The sequence below is a fragment of the Tatumella sp. JGM91 genome, from assembly GCF_018257575.1.
Taxonomy (GTDB): Bacteria; Pseudomonadota; Gammaproteobacteria; order Enterobacterales; family Enterobacteriaceae; genus Tatumella; species Tatumella punctata.
The window spans coordinates 1-13232 of sequence record NZ_JAERJP010000019.1; the positions used below are offsets into that span (position 1 = coordinate 1).

The 13232-nt window shown below is 49.1% G+C and carries 15 protein-coding genes and 1 other RNA gene; 9 read left to right on the forward strand and 7 right to left on the reverse strand.

Features of this window, described 5'->3' with window-relative positions; translation table 11 throughout:
• Positions 1-365 precede the first annotated feature (365 nt).
• Together ssrA and smpB are read right to left on the reverse strand one after the other, a co-directional pair.
• Positions 366-729: a transfer-messenger RNA gene (gene ssrA / locus JK198_RS12940) on the reverse strand.
• A 49-nt stretch (positions 730-778) separates the two neighbouring features.
• Positions 779-1261, reverse strand: coding sequence for an SsrA-binding protein SmpB (smpB, locus tag JK198_RS12945; protein ID WP_212708117.1), 483 nt, complete (start codon positions 1259-1261; stop codon positions 779-781).
• Between the two features lie 155 nt (positions 1262-1416).
• On the opposite strand from smpB, the gene JK198_RS12950 reads away from it, so the two are divergent.
• Both JK198_RS12950 and JK198_RS12955 read left to right on the forward strand, forming a co-directional pair.
• Positions 1417-1851: a type II toxin-antitoxin system RatA family toxin gene (locus JK198_RS12950; protein ID WP_212708116.1), complete on the forward strand. Its 435-nt coding sequence runs from the start codon at positions 1417-1419 to the stop codon at positions 1849-1851.
• Positions 1844-2140, forward strand: a complete 297-nt coding sequence (locus JK198_RS12955; protein ID WP_212708115.1) for an RnfH family protein — start codon at positions 1844-1846, stop codon at positions 2138-2140. Before JK198_RS12950 ends, JK198_RS12955 begins: the two co-directional genes overlap by 8 nt.
• 83 nt (positions 2141-2223) lie before the next feature.
• Here the strand turns inward: JK198_RS12955 and bamE are convergent, their stop codons facing one another.
• From bamE to nadK, 3 genes are all read right to left on the reverse strand, one after another.
• Complete coding sequence (gene bamE / locus JK198_RS12960) at positions 2224-2565, reverse strand: outer membrane protein assembly factor BamE (RefSeq protein ID WP_212708114.1); 342 nt, start codon at positions 2563-2565, stop codon at positions 2224-2226.
• Positions 2566-2745: 180 nt separating this feature from the next.
• Positions 2746-4407 (reverse strand): DNA repair protein RecN, encoded by a 1662-nt coding sequence (recN, locus tag JK198_RS12965; RefSeq protein WP_212708113.1) that lies wholly within the window; start codon positions 4405-4407, stop codon positions 2746-2748.
• An 86-nt stretch (positions 4408-4493) separates the two neighbouring features.
• Complete coding sequence (nadK, locus tag JK198_RS12970) at positions 4494-5372, reverse strand: NAD(+) kinase (protein ID WP_212708112.1); 879 nt, start codon at positions 5370-5372, stop codon at positions 4494-4496.
• A gap of 118 nt (positions 5373-5490) precedes the next feature.
• Here nadK and grpE point away from each other — a divergent pair, with 118 nt between their 5' ends.
• Positions 5491-6066: a nucleotide exchange factor GrpE gene (grpE, locus tag JK198_RS12975; protein WP_212708111.1), complete on the forward strand. Its 576-nt coding sequence runs from the start codon at positions 5491-5493 to the stop codon at positions 6064-6066.
• Positions 6067-6174: 108 nt separating this feature from the next.
• Here the strand turns inward: grpE and ung are convergent, their stop codons facing one another.
• Complete coding sequence (gene ung, locus JK198_RS12980) at positions 6175-6852, reverse strand: uracil-DNA glycosylase (RefSeq protein ID WP_212708110.1); 678 nt, start codon at positions 6850-6852, stop codon at positions 6175-6177.
• Positions 6853-7100: 248 nt separating this feature from the next.
• Here ung and grcA point away from each other — a divergent pair, with 248 nt between their 5' ends.
• A complete protein-coding gene (gene grcA / locus JK198_RS12985) occupies positions 7101-7484 on the forward strand; it encodes an autonomous glycyl radical cofactor GrcA (protein WP_212708109.1) in 384 nt (127 codons plus the stop codon).
• 196 nt (positions 7485-7680) lie between these two features.
• Here grcA and srmB read toward each other — a convergent pair whose 3' ends face one another.
• On the reverse strand, positions 7681-9018 hold the full coding sequence (srmB, locus tag JK198_RS12990; protein WP_212710735.1) for an ATP-dependent RNA helicase SrmB: 1338 nt from the start codon (positions 9016-9018) through the stop codon (positions 7681-7683).
• Positions 9019-9216: 198 nt separating this feature from the next.
• On the opposite strand from srmB, the gene JK198_RS12995 reads away from it, so the two are divergent.
• The 5 genes from JK198_RS12995 to rseC all read left to right on the forward strand — a co-directional run bounded on the left by JK198_RS12995 (position 9217) and on the right by rseC (position 13110).
• Entirely contained in the window at positions 9217-9981 is a 765-nt protein-coding gene (locus JK198_RS12995) for a methyltransferase (RefSeq protein ID WP_212708107.1), read from the forward strand.
• Between the two features lie 444 nt (positions 9982-10425).
• On the forward strand, positions 10426-11001 hold the full coding sequence (rpoE, locus tag JK198_RS13000; RefSeq protein WP_212708106.1) for an RNA polymerase sigma factor RpoE: 576 nt from the start codon (positions 10426-10428) through the stop codon (positions 10999-11001).
• A 29-nt stretch (positions 11002-11030) separates the two neighbouring features.
• On the forward strand, positions 11031-11681 hold the full coding sequence (gene rseA, locus JK198_RS13005) for an anti-sigma-E factor RseA (protein ID WP_212708105.1): 651 nt from the start codon (positions 11031-11033) through the stop codon (positions 11679-11681).
• A 5-nt stretch (positions 11682-11686) separates the two neighbouring features.
• On the forward strand, positions 11687-12637 hold the full coding sequence (gene rseB / locus JK198_RS13010; protein WP_212710734.1) for a sigma-E factor regulatory protein RseB: 951 nt from the start codon (positions 11687-11689) through the stop codon (positions 12635-12637).
• A 2-nt stretch (positions 12638-12639) separates the two neighbouring features.
• On the forward strand, positions 12640-13110 hold the full coding sequence (rseC, locus tag JK198_RS13015; protein WP_212708103.1) for a SoxR-reducing system protein RseC: 471 nt from the start codon (positions 12640-12642) through the stop codon (positions 13108-13110).
• Positions 13111-13232 lie beyond the last annotated feature (122 nt).

The window sequence follows — 13232 nt, forward strand, 5'->3', positions numbered from 1 at the left end:
GCTGCCACGGTCATATTGTAAGGCGGTAACAGTTTTGCCAGTGTTGCAGCCTTACGCTCCGGTGAAATACGTTTCATCTGTCACTCCATGCCCTCAGATTGATTTTTCAGAGGGGGTGACAACTATGCTGACACTGAGGGCTTCGCAGAAGGGTAAACTACTTCTACGTTTGTCCTGCGCCAGACAGCGTCCTTTCGACGGATACAAAAAAGCCCCGGACCGAAGTCTAGGGCTTTTTCTTACGTTCAGGAGCCGCGGCTCTTTTACGTATCCTTTCATGTCCCTTTACCGTCTGGTCGGTGTCCGGGTACAGTGGCTAGATGCTTGATTTCTCTCGCGTTGTCCGGTCACTGTCCAATCATGATTGGTGGAGCTGGCGGGAGTTGAACCCGCGTCCGAAATTACTACACCGTCGGCACTACATGCTTAGTCCAGTCTTTACATTCGCCTGCCAGCTGCGGATGGACACGCTACTGACAAACTAGCCTGATTAAGTTTAATGCTTCAACCCCAGGCAGGGTATCCACACGATCTCTTTTGGGTTTGACCTCTCTTGATCCCCGTCCTAAGAGCGGAGGCTAGGGAGAGAGGGCTCTCAGCAGGTTATTAAGCTGCTAAAGCGTAGTTTTCGTCGTTTGCGACTATTTTTTTGCGGCTTTTTACGAGGCCAACCGCCCCTCGGCATGCTCCTAGGGCTTCGCAAATCCCGTCGAATCCAGAATCAGCCCCAAGTACTGTCGGTTACTATATCAGGAAAAGCATAAGCTACACCAGTAGTTTAGCGATTTCCTTTTTTCATAATACGTGCTTTGTCTATTTTCCACTCACGTTCTCTGATGTCATCACGCTTGTCATGTTCTTTCTTACCTTTAGCAACACCAATTTTCAGTTTGCACCAGGCATTTTTCCAGTACAGGGAAAGAGCAACAATAGTGTAACCTTCGCGGTTTACACGACCGAAAATGGAATCCAGTTCGCGTTGCTTTAGCAGCAGCTTACGGTTACGGGTAGGATCACAGACCACATGGGTGGATGCACCGAGTAATGGCTGGAAGGTGGCACCAAACAGAAAGGCTTCACCGTCACGCAGCAAAATATAGCTTTCACTGATGTTGGCTTTGCCTGCACGCAGTGATTTGACTTCCCATCCTTGTAATGAGAGTCCGGCCTCGAATTCCTCTTCGATAAAGTATTCGTGGCGGGCACGTTTGTTCAGGGCAATGGTTGCAGAACCGGGTTTGTGAGCTTTTTTCTTAGTCATAATATCGCTTATTTTACACCACTTATGCGCAGAAACCATCCCCCGTGACGGGGGTAATAAGAAGCACATTCTAGCACGCCGGTAGCATGAAGACATTTTTGTTTAACTTCTGAAACTGGTATGATCGGTATGTTTTTTACTAAGCAGGAAGTGTTATGGCTCAGATTAGTCGTTCAGCGCTGGTTCCGTACAGCGCTGAAAAGATGTACCGGCTTGTTAATGATGTTGATGCGTATCCGCAGTTTTTGCCGGGTTGCACTGGTAGCCGGATCCTCGACAGCTCAGCAGATCAAATGACTGCTTCGGTGGATGTTTCTAAAGCCGGGATCAGTAAAACATTTACCACCCGCAACACACTGACCGATAATCAGCGTATTCATATGCAGCTGGTCGATGGCCCGTTTCGTAAACTGACCGGTGGCTGGTTGTTTGTGCCCCTGGGTGATGATGCCTGTAAAGTTGAGTTAAGCCTCGACTTTGAATTTACCAATATGCTGGTAGAAATGGCGTTTGGCCGGGTGTTTAAAGAGCTGGCAAACAGTATGGTGCAGGCCTTTAGTTTGCGGGCGAAAGAGGTATACCGTGGCTGATATTCAGGTTGAAGTCGTTTATGCGTTACCGGAAAAACAGTATCTGCGTACCGTTACTGTGCCAGAGGGCAGTACGGTAGAGCAGGCGATAGAAACTTCCGGACTGGCCACATTACGTAAAGACATTAATCTGGCAGAAAATAAAGTCGGTATCTTTAGTCGCACGGTAAAATTACAGGACGTTGTATCGCCCGGAGATCGGGTTGAAATTTACCGTCCGCTACTGGCCGATCCTAAAGAGCTGCGCCGCCAGCGGGCTGAACGCTCAGCCAATGCAAATAAGAAATAATATCGGCGGGTTACTATGCTGTTCAGGGACAAAAAAGCGCAGTCGGTACTGCGCTTTTTTTATTAATCCGAAAGGGTTTCGGATTAATTTTTTGTCAGTGCCGGTTTGTTGACGATATTCGTCAGTGTCCCGTTACTGTCAAACGTCAGGGTCAGGGTTTGCTGGGTGACTGGCTCATGGCCTGGCTCGCGACGGAACACATAGAACCAGACGTTGCTGCCAAAAGGATCACGCATCATCGGAGTACCGAGAGTATAGGCAACCTGTTGCTGTGTCATGCCCGTATGAAGCTTACTGACATCACTCGCAACCAGGTAGTTACCCTGGTTAATATCCGGACGATAAACAACCCGTTCAAGAGTTGAGCAACCTGCAGTTGTTATCAACATTACTACTGCAGCAGCAGCCAGTATTTTACTGCGCATGTATACATTCCTTTTTCGGACACTTGTGCCTGTGCAAGGCGGTTTTTGCCATCAACGATGAATTCTGCCTGTAACAGGTTTCGTCCGGCGAGATAAGATATCGATAATAATAGACCTTTCGCCAGATGGAAACCTTTGCAGAGTATGCATATGACTTCCGATAAAGAAAAAAGTGCCAAATCAGGCGGCTAAAAGTTCTTTAGCATTCGCTAAGGTATTACGTGTGACTTCACTTCCCCCCAGCAAACGGGCTAATTCATGCAGCCTTGCGGGTTTATCCAGTAACCGCATCTGGGTTTCGGTCATTGTTCCGTCGGTTATTTTACTGATAAAGAAATGAGAATGACCACAACCTGCGACCTGCGGCAGGTGTGTTACACACATCACCTGGGTTGATTCCCCTAACTGACGTAACATTTTTCCGACAATGGCGGCTGTCGGGCCGCTGATCCCTACATCAACTTCATCGAATATCATGGCCGGAGTTTCCATTTTTTTCGCGGTAATTACCTGAATAGCCAGGGAAATACGAGACATTTCTCCGCCGGAAGCGACCTTTGCTAAGGGCTGTAATGGCTGACCGGGGTTGGTACTGACACGGAACTCAACATAATCGGCCCCTTCGGGGGTCAGGCGGTCTTCACGGAAGCTGACATCAATAACAAATTTACCGTGCTGCATCGATAACTGGTGAACAGACTCGGTTATTTTTGCCGACAGTTCCGCTGCAAAGTGGCACCGTTGCTGATGCATTTGTCGTGCAGTGTCCAGAGCTGCCTGATGATACTGGCTGACTTGCTGGCTGAGCAGTTCCAGGTCTTCATCATGAGATTCCAGCTGCTGATATTCTGTCAGTAACTGTTGATGTAAATCCGGCAGGTTTTCCGGAGACACATGGTGCTTCCGTGCCAGCGAAATCTGCCGCGATATACGTTGCTCCAGCTCCTGAAGCCGGTTAGGGTCAAGGTCGATCCGCTCGCAATAATGACGTAATTCATCACCGGCCTCACTGATCAGAATGGCGGCGTCTTCCAACATATTCAATACCGGAAGCAGACTGTCATCCATCGAAATTAGCTCGCTTACCATCTGACGGGAACTGTGCATCAGCGATTGCAGGGTAACATCATCGCTGTCTGATACTATCTGCGAAGCCTGCTGGCTGACGGTCAGACGCTGACCACTGTTTGCCAGACGCTTGTATTCATTGTCTGCGCCTTCATATTCTCCGGCGGCCGGCGCAAAGCTGTTCAGTTCTTTTAGCTGGTACTGTAACAGTTCACGGCGTGATTCACGCTCCTGGGTTTGCTGCTGAAGTGCAGCAAGTGCACGGCAGGCCGAGTGCCATTGCTGATAATTGTGGCGCATTTGCACGGCTAACGGTGTCGGATCAGTATAAGCATCCAGTAAATGGCGCTGGTGTTCCGGCTTAAGTAACAGCTGATGGGCGTGCTGCCCGTGGATCTGAATCAGTCGCTGTCCGAGCTCTCTCAGCTGTGAAAGTGGCACCGCAGTGCCGTTAATAAACCCCCGAGACCGGCCATCGGCGTTGATGACCCGGCGCAACAGACATTCGTCATTGTCGTCGAGATGATTCTCCGTCAGCCACTGGCGTGCTGAGGATGATGACTGCAGGCGAAAACGGGCGCAGATATCGGCCCGCGCAGCACCCGGACGGACCATGTCGGCTTCTGCTCTGGTGCCCAGACACAGGCTGAGCGCATCAATCGCAATTGATTTACCGGCACCGGTTTCGCCGGTGATGGCGGTCATTCCCTGTTGGAAGTCGATATCCAGTTCACGAACAATTGCAAAATTACTGATGGTCAGTTGTGCCAGCATAGTATTCACCTGTATGTAAAAACATGACTGTTTTTTTGTACAGTATAATCAGCTTTTTTATACAGTAAAGAGACGCTGCGCAATTTTTAAAATAATTTTTTTGACCACCCGAGTTTTGTGCTCAGTGTATTGAAATAGTTATAGTTTTTTGGGTGGATTAAATCAAGGTGTTGCGGACTGCGCTTGATCAGTACTTCTTCCCCCTCCTGGATGGGCAGGGCTATCTGGCTGTCACAACTGATTTCCAGGTCACTGCGCATGGCTGAAAACCGCAGATGAATAATGCTGCTGCTGTTAATTACCAGTGGCCGGGCCGACAGGGTATGAGGGAACATTGGTACCACGCTGATGGCCTCCAGTCCCGGTGTAAGGATGGGACCACCGGCCGACAGAGAGTAAGCCGTTGAGCCGGTGGGGGTGGCGATAATCAGTCCGTCCGAACGCTGTGAGAAGGCAAAGTTATTATCGATATAAACTTCGAATTCAATCATATGGGCGACTTTACCCGGGTGAAGCACAATCTCATTAATGGCAGTTGCTATGCGCGGATCTCCTCCGGGGGCGGAGACTCTGGCTTCCAGCAGAAAACGCTGTTCGGTAAAGAAATTCCCCTGCAGTACGTCGGCTAATTGCTGGCGAGCGTTTTCCGGGTCAAGATCAGTAAGAAACCCAAGGTTACCGCGGTTGACGCCGATAACTTTAATGTCATAACGGGACAGCACCCGTGCAGCTCCCAGCATATTGCCATCCCCGCCAATAACCACTGCCAGGTCGGCCAGCTGGCCAATCTCTGCCAGGGTTCCGGTGTTGACCTGCTGCAGTTTCAGTTCTGCCGCAATTTGTTGTTCCACGATAACCCGGTAGCCTTCTCCGGTCAGCCAGTGGCACAGCATTTCATGGGTGGCGAGAGCATTCGGATGTCGCGGATGGCCGACAATTCCAATGCATTTAAAAAAAGTGTTCATTTGCGGTAATTCCTCTAACCAAAACATCAGTCAATATGACAGAGTCCCTTGAATCCGTAATTTTGATCCCCATAATAAGCTCACCGGCGATACGAATATTGAAAACGCGGAGATTTTCATGAGCAGCAAAGAACAGAATACCCCTAACGAGCACTTTTCAGAAGAGCAGTCGGCAGAACAACAGGCCACCGCAGAGAATGCAGGCACAGCCGATCCCCGTGATGAGCGTATTGCTCAGCTGGAAGCGGAGCTGGCAACGTTAAGTACCGGAGTACGCGATGCCCAGTTACGTGCGCAGGCTGAAGTGGAAAATATTCGCCGTCGTACCGAACTGGATGTCGAAAAAGCCCATAAATTTGCGCTGGAAAAATTTTCTAACGAACTGTTGCCAGTGATCGACAGCCTGGAGCGCGCATTACAGGTCGCTGATAAAAGTAACCCTGAATTAGCGTCAATGATTGAAGGTATCGAGCTGACCCTGAAATCGTTGTTAGATGCGGTTCGTAAATTCGGTGTGGAAGTGGTGGGGGAAACTCACGTACCTTTCAACCCGGATGTACATCAGGCTATGTCGATGGTCGAGTCTGAAGATGTGGCCCCGAATCATGTACTGATGGTGATGCAAAACGGTTATACCCTGAATGGCCGCCTGTTGCGTCCTGCGATGGTGGCTGTGTCTAAAGCGAAAGCATAATCATCCTCTGTTACCGATGAATATACTTTTGCTGGCAGGTTATCGGGGCCGGAAAATGGCCCGCTAAGCTGGCGTTGTCCTGCCCGGGGTCAGGGGCAGGACATTTATTCAGGGTAACTCCGGCATCCAGTTAATGCCTGTACGTCCTGACTGTTCCAGTAAGCTATTCGCCTGAGAAAACGGTTTACTGCCAAAAAAACCGCGGTGGGCTGATAACGGTGACGGGTGTGGTGCCTGCAATACATGGTGGCGCTGGCGATCAATAATACGGCCTTTTTTCTGCGCATGGGCGCCCCACAGTAAAAATATAACCCCCTCACGATGCTGATTTATCAGTGAAATAACCTGATCTGTAAACTGTTCCCAGCCTAGTCGGGCATGAGAATGGGCTTTTCCTGCTTCGACAGTTAAAACCGTGTTCAGCAGCAGTACCCCCTGAGTTGCCCAGCTTGCCAGGTAACCATGGTTTGGCCGCGTAAAGCCTTCAATATCCTGTTCCAGTTCTTTGTACATATTCAGTAATGAAGGTGGTGTTGCTACCCCCGGCAGTACAGAAAATGCGAGGCCATGTGCCTGACCCGCACCGTGATAAGGATCCTGACCGAGAATAACCACTTTCACCTGATGCAGTTCGGTTAACCGGAAGGCATTAAATACATCCTTTTGCGGCGGATAGACGGTGACACCCTGGCGGCGTCTTTCTTCCACGCTATTCAGAGTCTGAATAAAGTAATCCTGTTGCTTTTCGGCTGCCAGTACATCATGCCACGTCAGTGTCGTTGTCATTTTTTTACTCCTGAGTATTCCCGGCCAGCTTAACCATTTTCTCTTTCAGGTAAAGCCTTAAAATTAATTTGAAAAATTGCGAGTATAATTTACATAAGAAACCTTTTTATATCATAAGGTTATATTTGATCTCTGGTTTTTTTTGACTGAGGTCAAGGAAGCAGGTCTGGTTATTTGTTATACAGTGAGCATGTTGTTGATCCAGACGGATTCTTTTAAATGACCGTTTCTTTCCCGGGAGGAAAAATATGATTAACGGAATTCAAATCACGAAAACCAGTAATAAAGCGCTGCTTAACTCTTTCTGGTTACTTGATGAAGAAAACGCCGAAGCACGTTGTTTGTGTGCGAAAGGTGATTATCAGGCTGATCAGCTGGTCTCTTTACAGGAGCTGGGTGATATTGAGTATCGTGAAATTCCTTTAGAAGTAAAACCGCAGGTACGTGTTGAAGGTGGCCAGCATTTGAATGTAAATGTTTTACGCCGCGAAACTCTTGAAGATGCTGTTAAGCATCCGGAAAAATATCCGCAGCTGACTATCCGTGTATCAGGCTATGCCGTACGTTTTAATGCTCTGACACCGGAACAACAGCGTGATGTTATTACCCGTACTTTTACCGAAAGCCTGTAATTTTATCATCCGGTATTAGCGGGGCACTTTGTGCCCCGTTTTTATTTATAACGTATTGATATTTTTTATAAATAAAAATATTTATCTGATTTTTGATTGTCAGAATTTTTTCTTCGGGTAACAGGGTAAAAAACGACTGTTTACAGTGATAAAAATCGCCCCGCAGGGGCGACTTTTATACGGTGGTGATGGATTTTTAATCCGGAGACTGTTCCGGCGTCTGAGGGGCTGCGGTGACTGATGATTTGCGGCGCTTACCGATATTTTTAGTATCGCGGTGACGCTGTTTTACCCGCGGTTTATCCGCCTCAGCTCTCTTTTTCTCTTTACGTTTTTCCAGCTGTCTTTTTGACGGTTTTTTCGGACCAGTGGCTGAAGGTGCACGGGTTTTTGGCCGCAGTTCATCAATGGTTCTGATTTTTAACGGCTCATTCAGATAACGACCAATTTTAATCAGCAGTTCGTTATCATGAGCTTCAACCAGTGACAAAGCGGTACCTTTCTTTCCGGCCCGGCCGGTGCGGCCAATCCGGTGCAGATAGATATCAGCAGTGCGCGGCAGATCGAAGTTAATCACCAAAGTGACATCATCAATATCAATACCACGTGCAGCAACATCGGTGGCGACCAGCACGTTCACCCGGCCTTCGGTCAGTCGTTTGATGGCTTCATTACGCTTAGCCTGTACCATCTCACCTTCAAGATAGCTGCAACGGATATCAGCCTGACGCAACCACTCAGCCACTTCGTGCAGGCGCTCGCGCTTACGCACAAACACAATCGCCCGGCTGGCTTCTGGTTTTTTCAGCAGGTGGATCAGTAGTCTGGTTTTATGTTCCAGGTCATCAGCACGGTAATACCATTGCTGAATTTTTTTACGTTCACGGCGGCTGGGATCGGATTCAACGGTAACCGGTTCATTCAGTATCCGCTCAGCAAAATCTTCGATATGCTCCCCTTCCAGGGTAGCCGAGAACAATAATGTCTGCTTACGCCAGCGCGTTTCCCCGGCGATGGTTTCAATGTCCTGGGCGAAGCCCATATCCAGCATGCGATCGGCTTCATCCAGGATCAGTGTTTCTACTGCGCGGCAATCGAAGTTCTCTTCTTTAATATATTGCAGCAGCCTGCCGGTGGTCGCGACAACAATGTCCTGATTAGTACTGAATACTTCAGCATGGTTCATATACGCCACACCGCCGGTAATGGTGGAAATATCCAGGTGGGTATATTTCGCCAGTTCACGGGCCTGTTCAGCAACCTGCATTGCCAGTTCACGTGTCGGTGTCAGGATCAGGATACGCGGAGGACCTGACTTTTTACGGGGAAAGTCGAGCAGATGTTGTAATGCGGGCAGTAAATAGGCCGCTGTTTTTCCGGTACCTGTCGGTGCTGAACCCAGGACATCACGTCCATCCAGTGCGGGTGGAATTGCCTCTGCCTGTATAGCAGTGGGACGTGTGTAATTTTTATCCTGCAGTGCATTAAGCAGGCTTTCATCAAGTTCAAGTTCGGAAAATGTGGTTACAGTCATGGTCTACCTCTGTTTGGGGCGCTGATTATAGACACTTCGGGCGCATTCTTCATCTGTTGTCTGCTTTCTGATGACCGCTAAATGATGTTTATCCCCTTCAGGCCGGCCACAGACCATGATTTTCACGGCAATATTTATGGCAGGGAGGTACACTTAGCGGTCTTATTCAGTGTCACAACATAATGCAGGACAGGATAAATGCCGGTTGCGCCCAGTTTCAGAAAAAATGGTTTTACCTTCCGACAATTTTTCGTCGCCCATGATCAGTGTGGCATGAAAGTCAGCACCGACGGTATTATTTTAGGTGCCAGTACACCGCTGCCTGATGATGGCCGGGTTCTGGATATTGGCAGTGGCAGTGGCCTGATCTCCCTGATGCTGGCGCAACGTATTGCTGCGCAAGGTATCAGGCCACAAATCGATGCGGTTGAGATTGAGCCATCGGCGGTGACTCAGTCCAGACAGAATATTGCCGAATCACCGTGGCCGGAAGCAATTTGCGTGCATCATGCGGATATCCTGACGTGGGAACCACAGATAACGCAACCTTACGCAGTGATTGTCAGTAACCCGCCATTTTTTAGTCCCGGTGTCAGTTGCCGTTCTTCAACACGACAGACCGCCCGCTACACTACCACCCTGACTCACCTGGCGCTGCTGCAAAGTGCACAGCAGCATATTACGCCACAGGGCATATTTTGTGTCATTTTGCCGGCCAGTGAAGGGCAGGCATTTATTAAACTGGCGCAACATGAAGGCTGGCGATTACGTACCCGGGTACATATTTGTGAATACGCCGACCGACAACCGCACCGGATTCTGGCTTTTTTGTCCTTACAAAACGGCGGCTGTACGGAGCAGCAATTGATTATCCGTGATCCTTCAGCGGAGTATTCTGCCGGTTACCGGCAACTGACAGGGGATTTTTATTTATCGGCCCGCAGTCAGCCATCATCAGCATAGCGGGTCAGCGCTTATGGTTAATACCGCCATCACCGGGAATGGTGTAATGAGCCTTTCCGGCGGCGGGGCCGGTCATTTTCTGCCGTGTTTCGGACAATGAACGTCAGGTAAAATAAGTGCTGCCGGACCAACGGTTCGCAGTGTGGTTTGTTTTACCGGGCCGGGCTCTGAATTAGAGATGAAAAGCTGAGTGTGATCAGGTAACCTGCCAGTAATATTACCTTTGCTCACTTATAATGGGCTGTGAAGGACTTAGTTTATCAGTAACACAAGGCCCGGATGACAGATGATAATGCAGCTTGCTGGCTCTGTTATCCGGAAAACCCAGGGAATGATGAACTTTCTTTAAAGTATCTGCTCTAAGTCACCGCTTGCTCCGATTTTGTGAGATGTTGCTGGTGGTTTATTGGATGTAGAACATATTTTGTGGGGATATTACCTCGGATGAGCGAGCAGTTAACAGATCAGGTTCTTGTTGAGCGCGTCCAGAAAGGAGATCAAAAGTCATTTAACTTACTGGTGATCCGATACCAGCATAAAGTGGCGAGCCTTGTGTCGCGTTATGTACCGTCAGGGGATGTTCCGGACGTTGTGCAGGAGTCATTTATCAAAGCCTATCGTGCCCTTGAGTCATTCCGTGGCGATAGTGCTTTCTATACCTGGTTATACCGTATTGCTGTCAACACAGCGAAAAACTACCTGGTAGCTCAGGGACGCCGGCCACCATCCAGTGATGTGGATGCGGCAGATGCAGAAAATTTCGAAAGTGCAGGGGCATTAAAAGAAATTTCGAACCCTGAGAATTTAATGTTGTCAGACGAATTGAAACAAATTGTCTTTAGAACGATAGAAACATTACCTGAGGACTTGCGGATGGCAATTACTCTCCGGGAGCTTGATGGCCTGAGCTACGAAGAGATTGCTGAGATTATGGACTGTCCGGTAGGAACTGTACGTTCACGGATTTTCCGGGCCCGCGAGGCTATTGATAACAAAGTTCAACCGCTGATCCAGCGCTAGTGACAGCGGCTACTTGAAAGGTAAAAGGCATGCAGAAAGAACAACTTTCCGCTTTAATGGATGGTGAAATATTAGATCAGTCATTGATTGCTTCGCTGGCTAAAGATGCAGAGTTGCAGCAGCACTGGGCTGATTATCATCTTATCCGTGATACGATGCGTGGCGATGTCGGAACAGTGGTTCATTTTGATATCTCGGCGCGTGTTGCAGAAGCTATTGCGCAGGAACCGGCCCGTAATGTGACCTCGCTGATTCCGGAAGCCCAGCCGGTTCCTTCACGCTGGCGTAAAATGCCGTTTTTCGGCAAAAATCACCCGTGGATGGCACAACTGGCTCAGGTGGGTGTGGCAGCCTGTGTTTCTCTGGCGGTTATTGTCGGGGTGCAGCACTATGGTAATTCGCCGACAGGCACCAGCAATGCGGCTGACACTTCAGATACCCCGGCATTTAATACCCTGCCGATGATGGGTAAAGCGTCTCCGGTAAGTCTGGGTGTCCCTTCAGATATCTTTGATGCGGGCAATGCTTCGCAGCAGGTTCAGGACCAGCGCCGCAGAGTTAATGCGATGCTGCAGGACTATGAACTGCAACGCCGTCTGAATAATGACCAGTTCGAGTCGGGTGCTCCTGAACAGGCACAGATCAATGTGCCGGGTAATCAGTCTCTGGGTATTCAGTAGCAGTAATGAAAAAAACGTTTCGTCTGATAGCTACTCTGGCTGGTAGCTTACTTTTTTCATTTGCCACCTCAGCGCAGGAGTCTGCGTCTGAGGCATTGCTGGAAAAGATGGAACAAGCCAGCGCCAGTCTTAATTACGAACTCGCCTATATCAATGTTTCCCGGCAGGGGATTGAATCACTGCGTTATCGTCATGCGCTGGTTTCCGGACAGACTTATGCCCAGATGCTGCAAATGGATGGCCCGCGGCGTGAAATTATCCAGCGCGGTAACAATATCAGCTATTTTGAATCTGGTTTAGAGCCCTTTACCTTACCCGGAGAGCACATCATTGATGGTCTGCCTTCGGTACTGTATGCCGATTTTAGCCGGTTACACGATTTCTATGATTTTATTCCGGTTGGCCGTTCGCGGGTGGCCGATCAGATGTGTGATGTAGTGCGGGTTGTCTCTCATGATGGTTCCCGCTACAGCTATGTCATCTGGCTGGATGTTGATACCTCCCTGCCATTACGCGTTGACCTGCTGGACCAGGACGGTGAGACTATCGAGCAGTTCCAGGTGATCAGTTTTGCGGTGGATAACGGTATCAGCCGCATGATGCAGGCGCTGAAAGACACCAGTCTGCCGCCGGTTATCTCTTTGCCGGCAGGGGAGAAGGTTAATTTTTCCTGGAAGCCCGCATGGCTGCCCGCCGGTATGCAAATGATTTCTCAGACCCGCCGTCAAATCCCGAATATCGGGAAAGCTTTCGAAACCCGGCTTTACTCTGATGGTTTATTTACCTTTACCATTAATGTGACTGATGCAGATAAATACAGCCTGAATCAGACATTGCGCACTGGACGACGTACCATTCAGGTGGAAATACGTAATAATAAAGAAATAAGTGTTGTTGGCGAACTTCCTCCGGCAACCGCGAAACGTATTGCGGATAGTGTTGATACAGGTAACTGACTATGATGAGAGAATGGGCAACGGTTGCTAGCTGGGAAAACGGGATAGCGACACTGCATACTGAGGCTAAAACCTCCTGTAATAGCTGTACGGCCCGCAAAGGCTGTGGCAGCCATTTACTGAATAAACTTGGGCCTGCAGATGCCGAAGTTATGCAGATTGCCAGTAAACAGCCACTACAGCCGGGCCAGCGTATTGAGTTAGGCATCCGCGAAAGCAGTCTGCTGGGCTCTGCGCTGTTAGTCTATATGACTCCGCTACTGGGGCTGTTTATGCTTGCCGGATTGTTTCAGATGCTCTTTCATTCGGATCTCGCCTCGGCCAGTGGCGCATTGCTTGGCGGCGTGGGTGGTTTTATTTTGTCTAAAGGCATCTCGGCGCTGATCGGTGATAAAGAAGCTTTTCAGCCAGTGATCCTCAGTATTGCTTTGCCACCTGATACATTACGTTTTGAAAACGTAAAGAGTGAGTAACCCTGGCCGGACAATGTCCGGCCTTTTTCACACCTGAATTTACCTTTCTCTGTAGCAATTACACCGAGTTACCGGCTTTCGTAGCGGCCCTTAACAGTGTAATATGCCTCCTCATTAATGAG